The sequence below is a fragment of the Streptomyces olindensis genome, assembly GCF_040645895.1.
Lineage (GTDB): Bacteria > Actinomycetota > Actinomycetes > Streptomycetales > Streptomycetaceae > Streptomyces > Streptomyces olindensis.
In genome coordinates, this window is sequence record NZ_JBEYZD010000028.1 from 1 (window position 1) to 21,295 (window position 21,295).

Genomic DNA, 21,295 nt, shown 5'->3' on the forward strand with positions numbered 1-21,295 from the left:
GGTCGTGGACTCCCCGCCCGGCGCCGGCAAGTCCACGCTGGTGGTCCGGGCGGCCCTGGAACTGGCCGACGCCTGGCGCGGACGACCCCGGCGTGCGGCCCGGGGCCCGGCCGGGGCCGTGCGGTCCCGCAGGGGCGGACGGCGGGTACGCCTTCGCGAGGGCGGCGGCGGGACCGGGGGCGCGTCTCCCCGGCGTCTCCCCGGCGTCGCGCCGCGCCGTGGGGCGCGCGCGGGGCGTGCACCCTGGTGTGAATATCGGCGTGCGCCCCCGCTCTCCGGCCGGACACGCCCGCCGCAGGCCCGCCCCGTCCGAACCGCTGCCCACGCTTTGTTCCGGGCTCGAGACCTGGGTTAGCCTGCGGCGTATTTCTACGTCGCGCAGATCCGTGACCACGGAAATGCAGGCACGACAGCCGGGCCGACCAAGCGGGCCCGGGGGAGTTCCGAGTCCTCGGCGTGCGGGGACTCCTGGGGAGCGGAACGAGGGTGCGCATGACCAGCGACAGCGCCGGTGTCGTCGATGCGGTGCCGGGCGATCAGGAGTTGCGGCGGCTCCTGGCGGGCCTGACGGCCGTCCGGGACGGGGACTTCGGCACCCGTCTGCCGGACGACGCCGACGGCCTCATGGGCGACATCGCCAAGGTCTTCAACGGCATGGTGGACCAGCTGTCCGTGTTCACCTCCGAAGTCACCCGCGTGGCCCGCGAGGTCGGCACCGAGGGCACGCTCGGCGGACAGGCGGAGGTGCCGGGCGTCTCGGGCACCTGGGCCGACCTGACCGACTCGGTCAACGCCATGGCGGGCAACCTCACCACCCAGGTCCGCGACATCGCCCAGGTGGCCACGGCGGTGGCCAAGGGCGACCTCTCCCAGAAGATCGACGTACCCGCCCGCGGCGAGATCCTCCAGCTGAAGGAGACCGTCAACACGATGGTCGACCAGCTGTCCGCGTTCGCCGACGAGGTGACCCGGGTGGCCCGCGAGGTCGGCAGCGAGGGACGTCTCGGCGGCCAGGCCCAGGTGCCGGGCGTGGCCGGCGTCTGGCGCGACCTCACCGACTCCGTGAACCACATGGCCGGCAACCTGACCAGCCAGGTCCGCTCCATCGCCCAGGTCACCACGGCGGTGGCCGAGGGCGACCTGTCGCAGAAGATCACCGTGGACGCGCGCGGGGAGATCCTGGAGCTGAAGTCCACGATCAACACGATGGTCGATCAGTTGTCCGCGTTCGCCGACGAGGTGACCCGGGTGGCCCGCGAGGTCGGCACGGAGGGACGCCTCGGCGGCCAGGCCGACGTCAAGGGCGTCAAGGGCACCTGGCGCGACCTCACCGACTCGGTGAACTTCATGGCGGGCAACCTCACCGGCCAGGTCCGCAACATCGCCCTGGTCGCCACCGCCGTCGCCAAGGGCGACCTGTCGCAGAAGATCACCGTGGACGCGCGCGGGGAGATCCTGGAGCTGAAGTCCACCATCAACACGATGGTCGATCAGTTGTCCGCGTTCGCCGACGAGGTGACCCGGGTGGCCCGCGAGGTCGGCACCGAGGGGCGCCTCGGCGGCCAGGCCCAGGTGCGCGGCGTGTCCGGCACCTGGAAGGACCTCACCGACAACGTCAACGTGATGGCGTCGAACCTCACGGGCCAGGTCCGCTCCATCGCCCAGGTCGCCACCGCCGTGGCGCGCGGCGACCTGTCGCAGCGGATCACGGTCGAGGCCGCGGGCGAGGTCGCCGCGCTGGCCGAGGTCATCAACACGATGGTCGACACCCTGTCCGCGTTCGCCGACGAGGTCACCCGCGTGGCCCGCGAGGTCGGCACCGAAGGGCGCCTCGGCGGCCAGGCGCACGTGCCGAACGTCGCCGGCACCTGGAAGGACCTCACCGACAACGTCAACTCCATGGCCAACAACCTCACCGGCCAGGTGCGCAACATCGCGCTGGTGACGACCGCGGTGGCCAGGGGCGACCTGTCGAAGAAGATCGACGTGGACGCCCGCGGCGAGATCCTCGAACTCAAGACGACCATCAACACCATGGTCGACCAGCTCTCCGCCTTCGCCGACGAGGTCACCCGCGTGGCCCGCGAGGTCGGCACCGAGGGGCGCCTCGGCGGCCAGGCCGAGGTCGAGGGCGTCTCGGGCACCTGGAAGCGTCTGACGGAGAACGTCAACGAGCTGGCGGGCAACCTGACCCGGCAGGTGCGGGCCATCGCCGAGGTCACCAGCGCCGTCGCCGAGGGCGATCTGACCCGCTCGATCAACGTGGAGGCCTCCGGCGAGGTCGCCGAGCTCAAGGACAACATCAACTCGATGGTGGAGTCCCTGCGTGAGACGACCCGCGCCAACCAGGAGCAGGACTGGCTCAAGACCAACCTCGCCCGGATCTCCGGCCTGATGCAGGGCCACCGCGACCTGCCCGTCGTCGCCGAGCTGATCATGGACGAGCTGGTCCCGCTGGTGTCCGCCCAATACGGCGCCTTCTACCTCGCCGAGGACGGCGTCGACGGACCCGAACTGCGGCTCGTCGGCTCCTACGGCTACCCCGAGGACAGCGGCCGCCCCACCCGCATCGCCTTCGGCCGCACCCTGGTCGGCCAGGCCGCGCGCAGCCGCCGCACCATCGCCGTCGACGAGCTGCCGCCCGGCTACGTCACCATCTCCTCGGGCCTCGGCCAGGTCGTGCCCACCGCCCTGGTGCTGCTGCCCATCGTCGTCGAGGGCCAGGTCCTCGGCGTCATCGAGCTGGCCTCGGTCACCCCCTTCAAGCAGATCCACCGGGACTTCCTCGAGCAGCTGATGGAGACCCTCGGCGTCAACCTCAACACCATCGTCGCCAACGCCCGCACCGACGAGCTGCTCGTCGAGTCACAGCGCCTCACGGCCGAACTCCAGGCCCGCTCCACCGAGTTGCAGGTGCAGCAGGAGGAACTCCAGCGCTCCAACGCGGAACTGGAGGACAAGGCATCCCTGCTCGCGGCGCAGAACCGGGACATCGAGGCGAAGAACCTGCAGATCGAGCAGGCCCGGCAGGAACTGGAGACCCGCGCCCAGCAGCTGTCGCTGGCCTCCAAGTACAAGTCGGAGTTCCTGGCCAACATGAGCCACGAACTGCGCACCCCGCTCAACAGCCTGCTCATCCTGGCCCAGCTGCTGGCGCAGAACCCGTCCCGCAACCTCACCCCCAAGCAGGTCGAGTACGCGCAGATCATCCACTCCGCCGGCTCGGACCTGCTCCAGTTGATCAACGACATCCTGGACCTCTCCAAGGTCGAGGCCGGCAAGATGGACGTCACGCCCGAGCGGGTGACACTGCGCCAGCTCATCGAGTACGTCGAGGCCACGTTCCGGCCGATGACGACGCAGAAGAGCCTGGAGTTCACGGTGACGACCGCTCCCGGCGCGCCCGCCGACCTCCTCACGGACGACTCCCGGCTCCGCCAGGTGCTGCGCAACCTCCTGTCGAACGCCGTCAAGTTCACCGAGCAGGGCGGCGTGGAGCTGAGCATCGAGCCCGCGGCGGACGACGAGGTGCCCGACGGCGTGATCCGTGGCGGGGCCGTGGTGGCCTTCCGGGTGAAGGACACCGGCATCGGCATCCCGGAGCAGAACCTGGAGACGATCTTCGGCGCCTTCCAGCAGGCGGACGGCACGACGAGCCGCAAGTACGGCGGCACCGGCCTGGGCCTGTCCATCACCCGGGAGATCGCCCAGCTGCTCGGCGGCGCCGTGTCGGTGCACAGCACGCCCGGGCAGGGCAGCACGTTCACGCTGTTCCTGCCCGTGGCCCGCCCCGACTTCGAGGAGGTGCTCGGTCACCGCGGCATCCCGGAGCGGGCCGCGGCCGAGCTGCCCGGGGGATCGTCCCGTCCGGTGCCGGTCCACCAGACCGGGCCCGGACCGCGCCCCAGGCGCCTGCTCGTCGTGGAGGAGCGGCCCCGCGGCCTGCTGACCCTCGTCGCGGAGAGCGTCGTCGCCGACCTGACGCACGGCCGCGCCGACGGCGGACAGCGGCCCGCCGTCGACATCATCACCGCCGTGGGGGCGCAGGAGGCGGCCGGTGCCCTCGCGGCCGAACCGTGCCACTGCGTCGTCCTGGAACTGGGCATGCGCGACGCCGAGGCGTCCCGTTTCCTCCAGGCCCTGGAGGGCGACCCGGCACTGGCGAGCGTCCCGGTCCTGGTGCACAGCAGCCACTCCGTGGACGTCTCCCTGGACGAGACGCTGCGGTCCCGCTCGGCGGGCGGGGCGCTGGAGTTCCTCTCCAGCCTCGACGAACTGCGCGAGCGCATCGCCCTGCACCTGTCCGCCGAGGAGCCCGGGGACGTGCTCTCCCTGGTCCGGCCCGAGGAACCGCAGCATCCGGCGCCGGACCTCCTCGACGAGGCTTCGGCAGGCCGCACCGTCCTCGTCGTCGACGACGACGCCCGGAACCTCTTCGCGTTGAGCGGGATCCTGGAACTGCACGGCTTCCGGGTGCTGCACGCCGAGAACGGGCGCAGAGGCATCGAGGCACTGGTGAACAACCCGGACGTCGCGCTCGTGCTGATGGACGTGATGATGCCGGAGATGGACGGCTACACCGCGACGGCCGAGATCCGCAGGATGCCGCAGTACGCCGAGCTGCCCATCATCGCCGTCACGGCGAAGGCGATGCCCGGCGACCGGGAGAAGAGCCTCGCCTCGGGCGCCAGCGACTACGTCACCAAGCCCGTGGACACCCGCGACCTCATCGCCTGCGTCCGGCGCTGGCTGCCCGCATGAGGACACCGGCGCCCGCCCCGCACCTGTGCGGGCCGGGCGCCCCGCAGCGCCCGTCGTTCCGCGCCCCAGGGCGCTCCAGCCGAGGAGCATCCACACCGTGAGCATGTCCGAGCAGCCGCGCGAACCGGATCAGGGCGGTGAGCCGCAGCGCGACTCCGCCGCCGGTCCGGCGTCCGCCTTCCCGTCGGTGACGTCCGACGGGCCTTCGGCCACTCCCGAAGCACAGCGGGCGCTCTCCGACGGGCCGTTCGCGTCCCATGACGGGCCGTTCGCGTCTCCCGACGGACCGCCGTTCTCGTCTCCCGACGGGCCACGCGCGGAAGCCGACGGGCCACTCGCGGAAGTCGGTGGTGCGTCCGCCGAAGCCGGCGGTGCGTTCGAGGAAGTCGGTGGTGTCTCGCCCGCCTCCCCGGTGGGCCGGCTGGCGGCCACCGTCGAACGGCTCAGCCGGGAGGTGCGGGCCGCCCAGGCCGAGGCCGAGGGGCGGGCCCTGATCGAACTCGCCAAGGGCGTCCTGGTCGAACGGCTGAAGTGCGGGCCCGTCCAGGCCGCCCGGCAGCTCGCCGAGCTGGCCGAGCAGGCCCGGGTCACCCCCCTGGAACTCGCCGTCGACGTCATCAACCAGGCCGCGCGCGACCGCATGTCCGAGGTGACGGACGCGTTCCTCGCCGCAACGAAGGCCGCCGACGGCGCGGAGGCCGACTCGGCCGCCGTACGCCTGCGCGCGGCGGAGAGCGGCGTGCTGGCCGCGGACGACACCCAGGCCGTCGCCGACGCCCTGCTGGAGCAGGCGCTGCGCCCCCTCGGCGCGGTCGCCGTGGCCGTCTGGGCCGCGGGTTCCGACGGTTCGCTCACCCTGGCGGGCAGCGCGGGCTTCTCACCGGCGGAGGCCACGCGCTGGCGCTACGTCCCGCCGGACGTGGTGACCGTGGCGCGCCGGGGCCTCATCGAGCGCGAGGGCCAGTGGATCACCTCTCTCGGGGAGACCGGACTGCCCAGCATCGGCCTGCACTACCATCCGGACGGGGGCAGGGTCGCTCTGCCCGCCGGCACCGGAGGGCGCATCCACGGCGTGCTGGAGATCGCCTGGCCGGCGCCCCTGACACCGCAGCCGCCGCAGGTCGTCCGCCAGGTGGAGGCCCTGGCCGAGCTGTGCGCGCACACGCTGGAGACGTACACGCCGCCGCAGGCGGGGGCCCAGGAGCCGCGCGTCCTGCCGGACGCCGCGGAGCTGATGGACCTGGCCGACGGCCTGCACGACCCCGCCCTGGTCCTGGTGCCCCACCTGGACGGCGACGGGCACCTGGCCGACTTCCGCATCCAGCACGTGAACGGCCGCTTCCTGGATCCGGCCGGCCGGCCGCGAGCGGTCGTCAGCGGCGCGCTGCTGCTGGAGGCGTACCCGATGGCCGCCGGGGACAGCGAGCTGTTCCAGCGCGTCGAGCGGGTCTACGCCACCGGTGAGCCCTTCCGGGCCCGCCGGATGAACCTCACCGCCCTCGTCGACCAGGTCCCCCTCTCGGCGGTCGCGGACATCAGCATCAGCCGGCACGGCACCGCCGTCCTGCTGATCTGGCGCATCGAGGACGAGACGGCGCGGCTGGCGAGCCTGCTCCAGCACGCCCAGCGCCTCGGCCGCATCGGCGGCTTCGAGGAGAACGTGCTGACGGGTGAGATCACCTGGAACGGACAGCTGTTCGACCTCTACGGGCGCCCGCAGTCGAGCACCCCGGTACCCCTGGAGGAGCTGCCGTCCCATGCCCACCCGGACGACGGCGTCTCCATCCGGCGTTTCCTGCGCACGCTGCTGCACCACCGGCGGCCGGCGGCCGCGGCCTTCCGGCTGCAACGGCCCGACGGGGTGACCCGCCACATCAGGATCGTCGCCGAACCGGTGCTCGACACCGACGGCCGGCTGCTCCTGGTCCGCGGCGCCTGCCAGGACATCTCGGCGCAGCACTGGACCGAGGTGGCCCTCGCCGCCACCCGCGACCAGCTGGCGCACACCGAGCAGCAGGCACATGAACGCAACCGGCTGACCCTGCAGTTGCAGCACGCCATCATGCCCCCCACCCAGGCGCCGTTGCAGGTGACCGGCCTCCAGGTGGCCGTCCGCTACCGGCCGGCGGAGACCGAGCAACTGGTGGGCGGTGACTGGTACGACGCCGTCGTGCTGCCGTCCGGGTTCGTGCTGCTGTGCGTGGGGGACGTCGCCGGCCACGGCATCGAGGCCGCCACCAGCATGGTCGTTCTGCGGAACGCGCTGCGCGGTCTGGCGGTGACCGGCGCCGGGCCGGGACAGTTGCTGTCGTGGCTCAACATCGTGGCGCACCACCTGACGGGCTCCGTCACCGCGACGGCGGTGTGCGGTCTGTACGACCCGGTCCGGCGGACGATGCGCTGGGCCAGGGCCGGCCATCTGCCGCCCGTGCTCGTCCGGGGCAGCGAGGCGGCCCCGCTGCCTCTGGTGAGGGGGCTGCTGCTGGGTGCGGTGCCGGAGGCAGCCTACGAGGAGGCGGAGATCCAACTGGCCGCCGGGGACACCCTGTTGATGTACACGGACGGCCTGGTCGAACGCCGGGACCGGCCCGTGGAGGAGTCCCTGACCCATCTGCTGACCACCGCCCGTACGGCACCGAGTACCCTCGACCAGCAGTTGGACCGCCTGCTGACCTACAGCAAGTCGGACACGGACGACGACACGTGCATCGTCGGCATCCGGGTCGGCTGACGCGGCACGGGTACGGCTCACTTTTCGGGTCGCTCATGGCCCTGAGAAGCCGTAGGTTGCGGCAATGGACTGGAACGCCTGGCACGACAGGTACGACGCAACGGACTCCTGGATGGCGCGGCGGCTGCTGACCGTCCAGGGGCGGATCCGGATCGCCCTCGACCACGCCCCGGCCGGGCCGTTGAGGGTGGTCAGCCTGTGCGCCGGGGACGGTCGCGACCTCCTCCACGTCCTGCGCGACCATCCGCGCCGCCGTGACGTGCGGGCGCGGCTGGTCGAGTTGGATCCCCGCAACACCGCCGCGGCCGCGGAGACGGCCCGCCTGGCCGGGCTGGACCAGGTCGAGGTGGTGACCGGCGACGCCTCCCTCATCGATCAGTACCGGGACATGATCCCTGCGGACCTCGTCCTGATCTGCGGCGTCTTCGGCAACATCACCGACAGCGACATCGAGCACACCGTCAGCGCCTGCAACCAGTTGTGCGGGACCGGCGGCACGGTCATCTGGACCCGCCACCGCGCCGCCCCCGACCGAGTGCCAGCGATCTGTGACTGGTTCGGCGAGCACGGCTTCGAACAGCAGTGGCTCTCGGAACCGGACGCCGGCTACGGAGTCGGCGTCCACCGCTTCACAGGCACACCCGAACCCCTGCACACGGGCACCCGGCTCTTCGAGTTCGTGGGCTATGACGTACTCCGCCGAGGCGGGACTCCGTCATCCGAGGACCGATGAGCGCCATCGTGCCCGGTAGTGTCCGACATCATGAACAACGTTGAACTGAGCGAATTCTTAGGGGACTTCGGGCCTCTGATCGGTCGTGTCGAGGAGGCCGGTGAGCGGGTCGGTGTCACCGACGGCGGTGAGCCGGTGGGTGTGCTTCTTCCCGCGGCCGAGGTGGCCGAGCTGGAGCACTTCGCGCAGCGCGTCTACGGCGGTCCCAGGCCCCGGCCGGGAACCGTGCGGGAGCGCCCGGACTGGCCGGAGCGGCAGGGCCCGTACGTGCGGTACGCGCACACCGGTGGGGTGCGGATGACGTTCACCCGGGACCGTGTGACCGTGGCCGAGCTGCTGTCCGTCGACGAGCTGGAGTGGCTGGAGGGCAACGCGCGCACCGGCCGCCAGGGGCACATGGACCCGAAACAGGCCGCCGCGTTCGAGGAGTTCCTCGCCCGGCAGCCCCCGGTCGGCGACGGGATCGCCTGGATCGTCCGCGACTGGAGAGAACAAGAGCCCTTCACGGTGCTCGAATTCATCAAGGGCCCGTCCCCCGAAGAGGTCGCCCTCGCCTACGGGGCGGACGCCCAGGACATCACCGACGGGCTGCTGCTGCACCAGGTGCGGGAGCGGGACGAACGGGACGGCACCGACGACCTCCTCCGTGTCCTCGCCTTCGGCGAGGGCGGCGAGTGGACGTGGCTGGGCTACCATGACATCGACCACGCCTTCTCCCGCCGCCTCGACCCGCCTCCCCTACAGCAGATCACCCTGACCGCGACCATGGCCAAGGGCATCTACGACTTCCGGTACAGCGTGGACGGGGTGTATCAGAACCCCTTCCCGCTCGAGAACAGCGCCGACACACGGCGGGACATGTACGAGCTCATCTGGTACACCCCCGGCGAGACACCGTTCGCCCCCAACGCGCCGCTGGGCTTCCTCAACCCGCACATCCGCCGGGCGGAGGAGAACACCGACTGGACGGACCGCATCGCGCTGTTCTTCGCCGGACTGGAACGAGCCTTCGGCCTGTCCCTGCCCCGGGACGCCCTCACCTCGGGCCACGTGCACTGCGCCCGCCCCGCCCGGCGCTAGGCCTGAAGGTCGTGGGATCCCAGGTGCCGGCGGAGCCAGTGCTCGGTGTTGCTGACGTGCAGCAGGGCGGCCGCCTGGCTGAGGGCGGGATCACGGGTGCGCAGGGCCTCGAAGATCGCCTCGTGTTCCGCGAGCGTCCTCTCGGACGACCGGTCGTCGACCAGCCCGCGCCAGATGCGAGCGCGCAGGGTGCGGCCTGAGACACCCTCGAGCAGGGTGAGCAGGGTCTCGTTCCCGGTGGCCGCGACAACCGCCCGATGGAAGGCGGCGTCGTGCGCGTTGAGTCGCTCGACATCGTCGCGGGCCTCGCGCATGGCGTCCAAGTGCCGCTCGACTTCGCCCAGTTGGTCGTCCGTGATCCGGCCGGCGGCGAGCCCGGTGGCGAGCGGTTCGAGCAGCCGTCGCACCTCCATCAGGTCCAGCAGGGCGCCCTTGTCGCTCTGGAGGAGCTCCACCGCGCCGCCGAGGCCCTCCAGGAGCAGACTCGGCTGGAGACTGGTCACGTACGTGCCGTCTCCGCGCCGAACCTCGAGCACCCGTGCGACCGCCAGGGCCTTGACGGCCTCGCGGGCGAGGTTGCGGGAGAGCCCCAGCTGCGCCGCCAACTCCGGCTCCGGGGGCAGTTTCGCGCCCGGGGGAAGCGCTCCCGAACGGATGAGCTCACGGATCTGCTCGATGGCCTTGTCCGTCAGGGACAACCTGAGCTCCCTCCGTGAGCGCGCGGCTCTTCGGGGCCTCTTCCGCAGAGTCCCGGGGGGAAGGGCCGTTCAGTGTGACGCCGATGATAGCGGCGGCTGGTCGAAGATCCCCGGCCGCGTCCAGATCATATACATCCCATGTTTGCAGGGGAAGAAACGATTGTAAATTCACCGGGCGCTCCTCTCGGAGGTGCCGGCACCGTGCGGAACCCCGCCGATGGGAACGTCGGGCCTGATGAGCCCCAGGTCGAGGAGGTCCGTCCAGAGACCGTCGGGGACGCTGTGGCGGTGCAGCCGCGCGTTGCGGGTGACCTGGTCGGCATCGCGCATGCCCAGGGTGACGTTCACGACGTGGGGGTGGGTGTACGGGAAGGCGATGGCGGCGGCCGGGAGGCTCGTGCCGTGGGCCTCGCAGATCTCCGCGATGGCCAGGGCACGGCGCACGAGGCCGGGCGGGGCGTCCTGGTAGTCGTACTTCATGCCGGCGGTGGGGCGCTCGTGGGAGAGCAGGCCCGAGTTGAAGACGCCGACGGCGACGACGCTCTTGCCGGTCTCCCGCGCGGCGGGCAGGACATCGTCGAGGGCGCCCTGGTCGAGCAGGGTGTAGCGGCCGGCGAGCATGACGACGTCGGCGGCGGTCTCGCGCAGGAACCGGGCGAGCATGGCGGACTGGTTCATGCCGGCGCCGATGGCGCCGATGACGCCCTGGTCGCGGAGCGCGGCGAGGGCGGGCATGGCCTCGTCGGCGGCCTGTCGCCAGTGGTCGTCGGGATCGTGCAGGTAGACGACGTCCAGGTGGTCCAGGCCGGTGCGTTCCAGAGTGGCCTCGATGGAGCGCAGCACCCCGTCGCGGCTGAAGTCCCACTGCCGGCGCAGGTCGTCGCGGACGACGAAGCCCTCGGCGTCGACACCACGAGGGTTCTCGTTGGGGACGAGCAGGCGGCCCACCTTGGAGGAGACGACGTACTCGCTGCGGGGCCTCTCGCGCAGCGCGCTGCCGAGCCGGCGCTCGGACAGACCGAGGCCGTAATGGGGTGCGGTGTCGAAGTAGCGGATGCCGGCGTCCCAGGCGGCGTCGACCGCGGCCGAGGCGTCCTCGGCGGGGGTGACGCGGTAGAGGTTGCCGATCACGGAGGCTCCGAAGCCGAGCTCGGTGACTTCGACACGGGTGTTGCGGATGGTTCGGCGGCGCAAGACGTTCTCCTAGAGGGTGACGGGGTGCGTGCGGTCAGCGTCTGACGTGGGCCGAGCCGCCCGCGACGAGCGCCTCCACCTCGGCCAGGGTGGCCATCGAGACGTCCCCCGGGGTGGTCATGACGAGGGCGCCGTGAGCGGTGCCGTAGGCGAGAGCCTGTTCCAGGTCCGCACCGGTGAGCAGGCCGTAGACCAGGCCCGCGGCGAAGCCGTCGCCCGAGCCGATGCGGTCCAGGACGTGCAGCCCGGGCATGCGGGGACCGGTGACGAGACCGGTCTCGGGTGACCAGGCGGCCGCGGACCAGTCGTTGACGCCGGCGGAAGGCACCTCGCGCAGCGTGGTGGCCAGCACCCTCGCCCCGGGCAGCAGCCGGGCTACCGCGGCGAGCGCGTCGGGCACCTCGTCCGCCGTGAGGCGGGAGGCCCCGGGATGGCTGCCGGCGAGGCCGAGGGCACCCACCACGACGTCGGCGTGCCGGGCGAGGCGCAGGTCGGCCTCGCGGGCGCGGTCGGCGCCGCCCCGGCCGGCCCACACGCTCGGCCGGTAGTTGGGGTCGTAGGAGACGGTCACACCATGGCGGCGGGCGGCGGCCATCGCCTCGTCGGCCACGTCGAGGGTGGTGTCCGACAGTCCGGCGAAGACGCCACCGGTGTGGAACCAGCGCACCGGGCCGGAGAAGACGGCGTCCCAGTCGACGTCTGCCTTCCGCAGCTGCGACACGGCCGTGTTCGCCCGGTCGCTGACGCCGAGCGCGCCGCGGACGCCGTAGCCGCGTTCCACGAAGTTGAGTCCGTTGCGGGCACCGCGGCCGATGCCGTCGCCGGGGACCCAGCGGATCAGCGACGTGTCGACGCCGCCCTGCAGGACCAGATCCTCGACGAGCCGGCCGACGGCGTTGTCGGCGAGGGCCGTGACGACCGCGGTGCGCAGGCCGAAACAGCGGCGCAGACTCCGTACCACGTTGTACTCGCCGCCCCCCTCCCACACCTGGAAGGAGCGGGCGGTGTGGATCCGGCCCTCACCCGGGTCGAAGCGCAGCATCACCTCGCCCAGGGCGATCACGTCGGTCACGGCGTGCTCCCTTCCACGGCCGTCGCGGTCAGCCGGCGGATCTCCGCGTAGTCGCCGCGTTCCAGGAGGGCGCCGGTGGCCATCCAGCTGCCTCCCACGGCGAGGACCGCCGGGTGGGACAGGTAGCGGGGCAACAGGTCAGGGCCGATGCCGCCGGTGGGCACGAAACGCGCCTGGGGGAAGGGCGCCGCCAGTGCCCGGAGCATGCGGATGCCACCGAGCGGCTCGGCGGGGAACAGCTTGACCGTGTCGAGGCCGGCCTTGAGCGCCCGCATCAACTCGGTGGCGGTCGCGATGCCGGGCACGACCGGCACCCCCGACTCCCGTCCCCTGTCGATGACGTCCGCGTCGAAACCGGGCGAGACGAGGAACCGGGCTCCGGCCGCCACGGCCCGCTCCGCCTGTTCCGCCGTGCGGACCGTCCCGGCGCCGACGGTCAGACCGCCGTGCGCCGCCATCGCCTTGAGGGCCTGCTCGGCGTCGGGCGTGCGGAAGGTGACCTCGGCGCACCGGGCGCCGCCCGCCGCGAGCGCGTCGGCCAGGGGGCCGGCGGTCGCGGCGGACGGCACGGTCAGCACGGGCAGGAGACGCGCCCCCGCCAGTACGGCCGTCAGGTCGGTGCCACTCGTCGCGCTCATCGGCCGAGCCATCCGCCGTCGACGGGGAGGGTGGTCCCGTGGATGTAGTCGGCCGCGCTCGAGGCGAGGAACACCGTCGCGCCGGCGAGATCGTCGGCGCAGCCCCAGCGGCCGGCGGGGATCCGATCCAGGATGGCCTTGCTGCGTGCCGGGTCGTCCTGGAGCGCCTGGGTGTTGTCGGTGGCGATGTAGCCGGGGGCGATGGCGTTGACGTTGACGCCGTGCGGGGCCCACTCGTTGGCCAGGGCCTTGGTCAGGCCCGCGATGCCGTGCTTGGCGGCCGTATAGCCGGGGACCGTGATGCCGCCCTGGTAGCTGAGCAGCGACGCCGTGAAAATGACCTTGCCGTGCCCCCGGGCGACCATGCCCGCCCCGACCGCGCGGGTCAGCGCGAACTGGGCGCTGAGGTTGACCTGGAGCACCAGCTCCCAGTCCGCGTCGGAGTGCTGGGCGGCAGGTGTGCGGCGGATGGTGCCGGCGTTGTTGACGAGGATGTCCACCGGGCGCTCACGCCCGGCGAGGTCCGCGCCGAGCGCCCGCACGGCCTCGGGATCGGCGAAGTCGCAGCGGATCGCCTCGAACGTGCGGCCCGCGGCGGTGACGTCCTTCTCGACGCCGCTGCCCGGTTCGAGGGACGCGCTGACGCCGATGACGTCGGCGCCGGCCTCGGCGAGGCCGCGGGCCATGGCCCGGCCGATGCCACGACGGGCGCCGGTGACGACGGCGAGTCGTCCGGTGAGGTCGAAGGCGTTCACGCGGCGGCTCCCTCGGTGCCGGTGGTGCAGTCGACGAGGATCTTCATCACGTCACCGCCGCCCTCCAGGGCTTCGAAGGCGGCCGGTGCCTGGGTGAGCGGGACGACCTTGCTGATGAGGCGGTGGGCGGCGACGGTGCCGTCGGCGACCAGGGCGACCGCCTTCTCGAAGTCGGAACGGTCGTACAACCGGGCCCCGACGAGGGTGAGTTCGCGCCAGAAGAAGCGGTGCAGGCTGATCTCGCGGGGCTTGGGGTGGATGGCGACCAGGCACAGCCGCCCGCGCACCCCGAGGACCTCGACGGCGGTGTCGACACCGGCGGCGGCACCCGACACCTCGAAGGCGACGTCGGCGCCCGCGTCGCCGGTCCACTCGCCGACGAGCGAGGGGATGTCGGCGGCGGCCGGGTCCCAGGTGGTCAGGCCCAGTTCCCCGGCGAGCAGGCGGCGGTGCGCGCTGAGTTCCACCACGCGGACGTCGGCGCCCGCGGCCCTGGCGACGAGGGCGATGAGGATGCCGACCGGGCCGCCGCCGACCACGACGGTCTTCTCGCCGTGGCGGACCCCGGCCCGGCCGACGTCGTGCACGGCGACCGCGGTGGGCTCGACGAGCGCGGCCTGGTCCAGGGGCAGCGAGGCGGGCAGGCGGATGAGGGTGGAGGCGGGCACGGTCCACCGCTGCTGCATGGCGCCGGGGGAGTCGATGCCGATGAAGTCCAGGTGCTGGCAGATGTGCCGGTGACCGGACCGGCAGGCCGGGCAGGTGTCGTCCCAGCGCAGCGGCATCACGGTGACCGCGTCCCCCGGGCGCCAGCCCTCCACGCCCGGCCCGACGCGGACGACGCGGCCGGACATCTCGTGCCCGAGCACGGCGGGCGCCGAGACACGGGCGTCCATGTCGCCGTGGAAGATGTGCAGGTCGGTGCCGCAGATACCGACGTAGGCGGGGGCCACCTGCACCTCGCCCGGACCGGGTTCGGCGCTTTCGGCGGGTGCGGTGTCGAGGGTTCGGGCGGCGAGGTAGCGGACGGCGAGAGTCATCGTGGAGTCAGGGTCCCTTCAGCGCGGACGCCGATGGTCAGCAGCAGGTTGGCGTAGGTACGGATGTCGGCGGTGTCGACGGCGAGAGCCAGGTCGGGCGAGCGGGCGGCGTCGTAGAACTCGAAGCGGCCGAGTGTCTTGACGGGGACGGGCGCCAGCCGGGAGCGGTACTCGGCGATGGCCGGCGGTTCGGGCTCCGTCTCGGGCGGCACCATGACGTGGGCCGTCTCGACGGGCAGGGCCCGCAGCAGGACGTCGAGGACGGTGGTGACGTCGAGCACGCCGGGGGCGAGGTTGAGGTGGACGATCCTCGCCCGTTCCCCGACGGCGGTACTCGCGGGGTAGTGGCCGTCGGCGAGCAGCACACGGGCCCCGTGCCCGGCTCCGGCGAGCGCTTCGAGGATGCCGGGGTGGAGCAGTTCGGTCAGCAGCATGGATGGGCCTCTTCCCTACGTCTCGTGCAGCCGGTAGAAGCCGGCCGCCGTGTCGCACAGCAGCGCCTGCTTCTCGTGCGCGGAGAAACCGTGCAGCAGCTCCTCGACGGTGGCCGCCCAGCGGGCCCAGCCGCCGGCCAGGACGCAGACGGGCCAGTCGGAGCCGAACATGAGCCGCTGGGGGCCGAAGGCGGCCAGCAGGGTGTCCCACACCGGCCGGATGTCGGCGATGGTCCACTCGCGGTGGTCGGCCTCGGTGATCAGCCCGGAGACCTTGCACCGCACCTGCGGGAAGCCGGCCAGCACCCGCACCCGCCGCTGCCAGTCGGGCAGCGTGTCACGGCGGGCGTGCGGGCCGAGGGGCGGCTTCCCCGCGTGGTCCAGGACCAAGGGAAGTTCGGGGAAGCGCTGGGCGAGGCGGATGGCCTGCGGGAACTGATGACTGCGGATGAGCACGTCGTAGCCGAGGCCCCGCTCCTGCACGGCACGCAGACCCCGCTCGACGACCGGCTGTTGCAGCCACTCCGGATCGGGCTCCCCCTGCACCACGTGCCGCACGGCGCGCAGGTGCGAGCCCCCGGTGCCGGCGCGGAGCACGTCGAGCATGTCCCCGGCATCGGCCGCGGCGAGATCCACCCAGCCGACGACCGCGCCGACCAGCGGATCCCGGTCGGCGAGCACGAGCAGTTCCGCCGTCTCCGGCAGGGACGCGATGCACTGGACGAGCACCGTGCGCGTCAGCCACCGGCCCGCGAGCGGCCGGATCGCCTCCCTCCGCAGGTCGTCGACCCCGTAGGTGCGGCGGATCGGTTCGAGGCCGGGCTCGTCCAGCCAGGGCTGCGCACGACGGCTCAGGTCCCACACGTGGTGGTGGGAATCGACCAGCGGCAGGAACTCAGACACGGGAGGACCAGACCGGGCCGTCGGGGTAGGAGTACTCCTTCAGCGACTCCGGGTGCATCTGCGCGCTCAGCCCGGGCAGCGTCGGTGCCAGGTAACGGCCGTCGGCGATGCGCACCGGGTCGACGAAGTGCTCGTGCAGATGGTCGACGTACTCGATGACGCGGTCCTCGGTGGTGCCCGAGACGGCGACGTAGTCGAACATCGACAGGTGCTGCACCATCTCGCACAGGCCCACTCCGCCGGCGTGCGGGCAGACCGGCACGCCGAACTTCGCGGCGAGCAGCAGGATCGCGATGTTCTCGTTGACCCCGCCTACCCGGGCGGAGTCGATCTGCACGATGTCCACCGCGCCCGCCTGCAACAGCTGCTTGAAGACGACCCGGTTGGCGATGTGCTCGCCGGTCGCGACCTTGATCGGGCTGAGCGCCTTGCGGACGGCGGCATGGCCGAGGATGTCGTCGGGGGAGGTGGGCTCCTCGATCCAGTACGGGTCGTAGGGGGCCAGCTCGCGCATCCAGTCGATCGCGGGCTGGACGTCCCATCTCTGGTTGGCGTCGACCGCGACGCGGATGTCCGGGCCGACCGTCTCGCGGGCGACGCGCATGCGCCGGATGTCGTCCTCCAGGTCCGCCCCGACCTTCAGCTTGATCTGGGTGAAGCCGTCGGCGACCGCCTCGCGGGCCAGCCGGGCCAGCTTCTCGTCGGAGTACCCGAGCCAGCCCGGGGTGGTCGTGTAGGCGGGGTACCCCCCGTCGACCAGCAGGCCGATGCGCCGCTCGCGGCCCGGCTCGGCGCGGCGCAGGATCTCCAGCGCCTCCTCGGGGGTGAGCGCGTCGGAGAGCCAGCGGAAGTCCACCTGCGCGACGAGCTCCTCGGGGGACATCTCGCCGAGGAAGCGCCAGACGGGCTTGCCGGCGCGCTTGGCCGCGAGGTCCCAGGCGGCGTTGACGACGGCCCCGGTGGCCATGTGGATGGCGCCCTTCTCCGGCCCCAGCCAGCGCAGTTGGGGATCGTGGACCAGGGAGCGGGAGAAGGCGCCGAGGTCGCCGCAGACCTCCTCGACCGACCGTCCGACGACGTGCGGGGCGAGGGTGGCGATGGCGGCCGCCTGCGCGTCGTTGCCCCGTCCGGTGGTGAAGGCCAGCGCGTGGCCCTCCAGCCCGTCGCCGGCGTCGGTGCGCAGGACCACGTAGGCGGCCGAGTAGTCGGGCTCGGGGTTCATCGCGTCCGAGCCGTCGAGATGCTCCGAGGTGGGGAAGCGGACGTCCAGGACGTCCAGGGCGACGATGCGGGCGGTTGAGGGCACGGCGGAGGACATGGCAGCAACTCCTGAGGGGGCAGGCGGGGCGCGGCCCCCCTGCGGCGGGAAGGATGGTGCGGTGGTCGGTGTCCGGCGGCGACGGCCGCCCGGTTCACTCCTGGACCTTGCCGCCCGTGATCCGGGAGATGGTCAGGGCGACCAGGATGATCAGGCCGTTCAGGGCGCCGATCCACTGGGCGGGGACCCCGGCCAGGGTGAGCACGTTCTGGATCATGAAGAGCAGCAGGATGCCGCTGAAGGCGCCGAACACGGTGCCCTTGCCGCCGTTGAGGCTGATGCCGCCGATGACGGCCGCGGCGAACACGGTGAAGATGTAGCCGTTGCCCTGCGCGGAGGCGACCGAGGCCAGCCGTCCGGAGAGCATCAGCCCCGCGAGGGCGGCGAGCAGGCTGCCCGTGACGATGACGATCCACAGCACCCGGTCGGTGCGGATGCCGGCCGCCTTCGCCGCGTCGACGTTGCCGCCGATGGCGTAGAGCGAACGACCGAAGCTGGTCCAGCCGAGGACCACGATCGCGACGGCGAACAGGGACAGGCAGATCCAGATGGACGCCGGGATCCCGAACCACTCCGCGGTGCCCAGGTAGAGCATCGACGGCGGGAGCTGGAAGAACGTCTGGCCGCCGGAGATGCCGGTGAGGATGCCCCGCAGCACGATCAGCATGCCGAGCGTGACGATGAATCCGTTGAGGCCGAAGCGGATGATCAGCACGGAGTTGACGACACCGATCAGCAACCCCACGGCCAGGGTCACGGGTATCGACAGGCCACCGGGCAGGAGCCCGAGCCCGTGTCCGGCTCCGGCCGGCACCACGAGCCAGGCGGCCACGCCGGGCGCGAGCCCCATCGTGGACTCCAGGGACAGGTCCATCTTCTTGACGATCAGGATCATCGTCTGCGCGAGGACCAGCAGCGCCATCTCGGACATGGTCTGCAGGACGTTGACGAGGTTGTCGGCCTGCAGGAAGACCGGGTTGACGATCTGGCCGACGATGGCGATGGCCACGATCGCCGGGACGAGGGCGAGGTCGCGCAGGCGGGCCAGCGGGATCCGGCCGCCGAGCAGCGCGGTCCGCTTCGCGCGGGGCGCGTCCGCGGTGACGGACGCGTCGGCGACGACGGTTTCAGGCATTGAGGTCCATTCCTTCCATCGCGGCGACGAGGTCGTGGTCGTGCCAGCCCCGGGCGATCTCGTTGGTCACACGGCCCTGGAACATCACCAGGACGCGGTCGCACATGCGCAGGTCGTCGAGCTCGTCGGAGGCGATGAGCACTCCGGTGCCGCTCCGGGCGGTCTCCTCGACCTTGCCGAGGAGGAATTCCTTGGACCGCACGTCCACGCCCGCGGTCGGGTTGATCAGGACCAGCAGCCGGGGGTCGTCGGCCAGGGCCCGGGCCATGACGACCTTCTGCTGGTTGCCTCCGGAGAGCCCGGAGACGGGCAGCTCCGGGCCCGGTGTCTTGATCGCCAGGTTCCGGATCATGCCCTCGGCGAGCCGGTCCCGCCGGCCGCGGTTCAGGAAACCGCCCTGGCCCAGACGCCCCGGCACGGACAGCGTGGCGTTGTCCGCGATCGACATGTCGGGCACGAAGCCCTGGTGGTGCCGGTCCTGCGGGACGAACCCGGCGCCGGCGGCGAGGGCGGCCGGCACGCTGCCCGGCCGGGGCCTGCGCCCGGCGATCTCGATGTCACCGTTCGTCGGGGCCCGCAGGCCGACGACGGTCTCGGCGACCTCGGTACGGCCGCTGGCGGTGGCCCCCGCGAGTCCGACGATCTCCCCGGCGCCCACCTGGAACGTGACGTCGCCGAAGGCGTCGTCGCCGCCCAGGGCGCGCACGGACAGCGCGGGCGTCGCGGTGCGGTCCAGGCTGCTGGGCCGCTCCTGCTGCCGGACCGCCGCCGCCTCGCCGGTCATGGCGGCGACCAGCTCGGTGCGGGGGAGTCCGGCGACCGGGGCGGTCACGATGTGCCGGGCGTCGCGGAACACCGTGACCATGTCGCAGATCTCGTACACCTCCTGGAGGTGGTGGCTGATGAACAGGAAGGTGACACCCTGCTGTTGCAGACCGCGGATCCGGTCGAAGAGCCGGTTGATGGCGGCCCCGTCGAGCTGGGCGGTCGGCTCGTCGAGGATGATGAACCGGGCCCCGAAGGACAGCGCCCGGGCGATCTCCACGAACTGCCGCTGCTCCACGCTGAGTTCACCGGCCGGGGTCTGCGGATCGACGTCCACCGACCAGGTCGCCAGCAGGTCCCGCGCCCGGCGGCGCACCCCCTGCCAGCTGATCAGCCGGCTTCGGCCGTGGTCGTGCCGGTTCAGGAAGAGGTTCTCCGCGACGGTCAGCGTGGGGATGATCGTGGACTTCTGGTAGACGCAGGCCACGCGCCGCCGCCAGGCGTCGCGGTCCGCGAGCCGCGGCGCGGGGCCGCCGCCGAAGGTGACCGTGCCCTCGTCCGGGGACTGCAGGCCGGTGAGGACGGACACCAGGGTCGACTTGCCCGCTCCGTTGCGTCCGACGAGCGCGTGGGTCTCGCCGGGCCTGATGGTGATCCGGGCGCCGTTCAGGGCCACCGTCGGACCGAATCGCTTGACTATGCCCGTCGCCTCGACGATGGGCAGGCCCGTGGAGGCCCGCCCAAGGTCCGCCGGGGCGGGCACGGGGGTCGTTGCTCGCTCCCCGTCCTTCATCTCAACCGCCTAGGTCTCGTCAGCTGTCGCTCTGCCGGGGGATGTCAGCCGAGGTTGTTGCCCCACAGGGACGGGTCGTCGCTCTTGACGCTGGGAACTCCGCCGTAGGTGCCGCCGTCGGCGGTGACGAGCGGGGCGGAGAGCTGGTCCTCCAGCAGGCCGGGACGGACCTGGATGATGGTGCTGTCGTGGTCGGTCTTGCCGGGCTTGAAGGTCTTCCCGTCGATCGCGGCCTTCAGGTAGTACAGGGCGTACTTGGCGTAGAGGTCGGCCGGCTGGGAGACGGTGGCGTCGATCTTGCCCGCGGCGATGCTCTTGAGCTCCTCGGGGATGCCGTCGTTGGAGACCACGAACACGTGCTTCTTGTCCTTGGGGTCGACGAGCAGGCCGCGCTGCTTGAGGACCTGGAGCGTGCCGGACAGGGCGAAGCTGGACTGCATGTAGACGCCCTTGATGTCGGGGTGGGCGGTCAGGTCGGTCTGCAGCTTCTGCGCGGCGACGGCCCCGTCCCAGTTGGTGGCCTCACCGAAGACCTTGATCCCCGGGTAGTTCTTCTTCATGCACGCGTTGAACGCCTCGGTCCGGTCACGGCCGTTGATCGAGGCGAGGTCGCCCTGGAGCATGACGACCTTGCCCTTGCCGCCCAGCTTGGTGCCGAGGTACTGGCAGGCCTTCTCGCCGTAGGCGCGGTTGTCGGCGCGGACGACCATGTAGACCTTGCCGCTGTCGGGGCGCGTGTCCACGGTGACGACCGGGATCTTCTTCGCCTCCAGCTGCGCCAGGGTGGGCGCGATGGCGGCGGTGTCCTGCGGGGCCATCGCGACGCCCTTGACGCCCTGGCTCAGGAACGTCTGCGCGTTGGCCGTCAGCTTGGCGACGTCGTTCTGCGAGTTGGTGGTCTTCAGGTCCAGGCCCAGCTCCTTGGCGAACTGGGGGGTGTACTTGATGTACGAGTTCCAGAAGTCGGTGTCGGAGCGGGGGTAGTCGACGCCGACCAGCGGCTTGTCGCTCGACGACGCGGCGGTGGAGCCGCCGCCGCAGCCGCTGAGCAGCGCCAGTGCGCTGACGGCGGAGGCGGTGGAGCAGAGCACGGTTCTGAGTCTCATCGTTGGGTTCCTCGCGCTTGTCCCGGAGCGGGAGTTGTCACGCCGACACGACATCCGTGTGTCGCTCGTGGAGAGATGGGATGTTTATAGAGGGCATTCGGTCGGTCCGTCTATAGGTCCGCCTGAAGTCGCTGGTAAA

At 71.9% G+C, this 21,295-nt stretch carries 16 protein-coding genes; 4 read left to right on the forward strand and 12 right to left on the reverse strand.

What is annotated here, in order from left to right; genetic code table 11:
* Window positions 1-492 precede the first annotated feature (492 nt).
* The 4 genes from ABZ948_RS19545 to ABZ948_RS19560 all read left to right on the forward strand — a co-directional run bounded on the left by ABZ948_RS19545 (window position 493) and on the right by ABZ948_RS19560 (window position 9,305).
* Window positions 493-4,761: a hybrid sensor histidine kinase/response regulator gene (locus ABZ948_RS19545; protein ID WP_359761138.1), complete on the forward strand. Its 4,269-nt coding sequence runs from the start codon at window positions 493-495 to the stop codon at window positions 4,759-4,761.
* Between the two features lie 97 nt (window positions 4,762-4,858).
* Window positions 4,859-7,492, forward strand: coding sequence for a SpoIIE family protein phosphatase (locus ABZ948_RS19550; RefSeq protein WP_435857534.1), 2,634 nt, complete (start codon window positions 4,859-4,861; stop codon window positions 7,490-7,492).
* Window positions 7,493-7,556: 64 nt separating this feature from the next.
* Window positions 7,557-8,225: a class I SAM-dependent methyltransferase gene (locus ABZ948_RS19555; RefSeq protein ID WP_359761140.1), complete on the forward strand. Its 669-nt coding sequence runs from the start codon at window positions 7,557-7,559 to the stop codon at window positions 8,223-8,225.
* Between the two features lie 30 nt (window positions 8,226-8,255).
* On the forward strand, window positions 8,256-9,305 hold the full coding sequence (locus tag ABZ948_RS19560; protein ID WP_359761141.1) for a type II toxin-antitoxin system prevent-host-death family antitoxin: 1,050 nt from the start codon (window positions 8,256-8,258) through the stop codon (window positions 9,303-9,305).
* Here the strand turns inward: ABZ948_RS19560 and ABZ948_RS19565 are convergent.
* The 12 genes from ABZ948_RS19565 to ABZ948_RS19620 all read right to left on the reverse strand — a co-directional run bounded on the left by ABZ948_RS19565 (window position 9,302) and on the right by ABZ948_RS19620 (window position 21,156).
* A complete protein-coding gene (locus ABZ948_RS19565; RefSeq protein WP_359761143.1) occupies window positions 9,302-10,003 on the reverse strand; it encodes a FadR/GntR family transcriptional regulator in 702 nt (233 codons plus the stop codon). The two genes, ABZ948_RS19560 and ABZ948_RS19565, sit on opposite strands and share 4 nt — an antisense overlap.
* Before the next feature lie 168 nt (window positions 10,004-10,171).
* The gene (locus tag ABZ948_RS19570; protein ID WP_359761145.1) at window positions 10,172-11,197 is read right to left on the reverse strand and encodes an aldo/keto reductase; all 1,026 of its coding nucleotides are present in this window, start codon (window positions 11,195-11,197) and stop codon (window positions 10,172-10,174) included.
* A gap of 34 nt (window positions 11,198-11,231) precedes the next feature.
* Window positions 11,232-12,269 (reverse strand): PfkB family carbohydrate kinase, encoded by a 1,038-nt coding sequence (locus ABZ948_RS19575; protein ID WP_359761146.1) that lies wholly within the window; start codon window positions 12,267-12,269, stop codon window positions 11,232-11,234.
* Window positions 12,266-12,907, reverse strand: coding sequence for a bifunctional 4-hydroxy-2-oxoglutarate aldolase/2-dehydro-3-deoxy-phosphogluconate aldolase (locus ABZ948_RS19580; RefSeq protein WP_359761148.1), 642 nt, complete (start codon window positions 12,905-12,907; stop codon window positions 12,266-12,268). The genes ABZ948_RS19575 and ABZ948_RS19580 overlap by 4 nt, the downstream gene beginning before the upstream one ends.
* The gene (locus ABZ948_RS19585; RefSeq protein WP_359761150.1) at window positions 12,904-13,662 is read right to left on the reverse strand and encodes an SDR family oxidoreductase; all 759 of its coding nucleotides are present in this window, start codon (window positions 13,660-13,662) and stop codon (window positions 12,904-12,906) included. Before ABZ948_RS19585 ends, ABZ948_RS19580 begins: the two co-directional genes overlap by 4 nt.
* Window positions 13,659-14,702 (reverse strand): zinc-dependent alcohol dehydrogenase, encoded by a 1,044-nt coding sequence (locus ABZ948_RS19590; RefSeq protein ID WP_359761152.1) that lies wholly within the window; start codon window positions 14,700-14,702, stop codon window positions 13,659-13,661. The genes ABZ948_RS19585 and ABZ948_RS19590 overlap by 4 nt, the downstream gene beginning before the upstream one ends.
* Window positions 14,699-15,136, reverse strand: a complete 438-nt coding sequence (locus ABZ948_RS19595) for an RbsD/FucU domain-containing protein (protein WP_359761154.1) — start codon at window positions 15,134-15,136, stop codon at window positions 14,699-14,701. The genes ABZ948_RS19590 and ABZ948_RS19595 overlap by 4 nt, the downstream gene beginning before the upstream one ends.
* 15 nt (window positions 15,137-15,151) lie before the next feature.
* A complete protein-coding gene (locus tag ABZ948_RS19600) occupies window positions 15,152-16,039 on the reverse strand; it encodes an amidohydrolase family protein (protein WP_359761156.1) in 888 nt (295 codons plus the stop codon).
* On the reverse strand, window positions 16,032-17,357 hold the full coding sequence (locus tag ABZ948_RS19605; protein ID WP_359761158.1) for an L-fuconate dehydratase: 1,326 nt from the start codon (window positions 17,355-17,357) through the stop codon (window positions 16,032-16,034). Before ABZ948_RS19605 ends, ABZ948_RS19600 begins: the two co-directional genes overlap by 8 nt.
* 94 nt (window positions 17,358-17,451) lie before the next feature.
* Window positions 17,452-18,492, reverse strand: coding sequence for an ABC transporter permease (locus tag ABZ948_RS19610; RefSeq protein ID WP_359761160.1), 1,041 nt, complete (start codon window positions 18,490-18,492; stop codon window positions 17,452-17,454).
* The gene (locus ABZ948_RS19615) at window positions 18,485-20,050 is read right to left on the reverse strand and encodes a sugar ABC transporter ATP-binding protein (RefSeq protein ID WP_359761162.1); all 1,566 of its coding nucleotides are present in this window, start codon (window positions 20,048-20,050) and stop codon (window positions 18,485-18,487) included. The genes ABZ948_RS19610 and ABZ948_RS19615 overlap by 8 nt, the downstream gene beginning before the upstream one ends.
* Before the next feature lie 44 nt (window positions 20,051-20,094).
* On the reverse strand, window positions 20,095-21,156 hold the full coding sequence (locus ABZ948_RS19620; protein WP_359761164.1) for a sugar ABC transporter substrate-binding protein: 1,062 nt from the start codon (window positions 21,154-21,156) through the stop codon (window positions 20,095-20,097).
* Window positions 21,157-21,295: the final 139 nt, after the last annotated feature.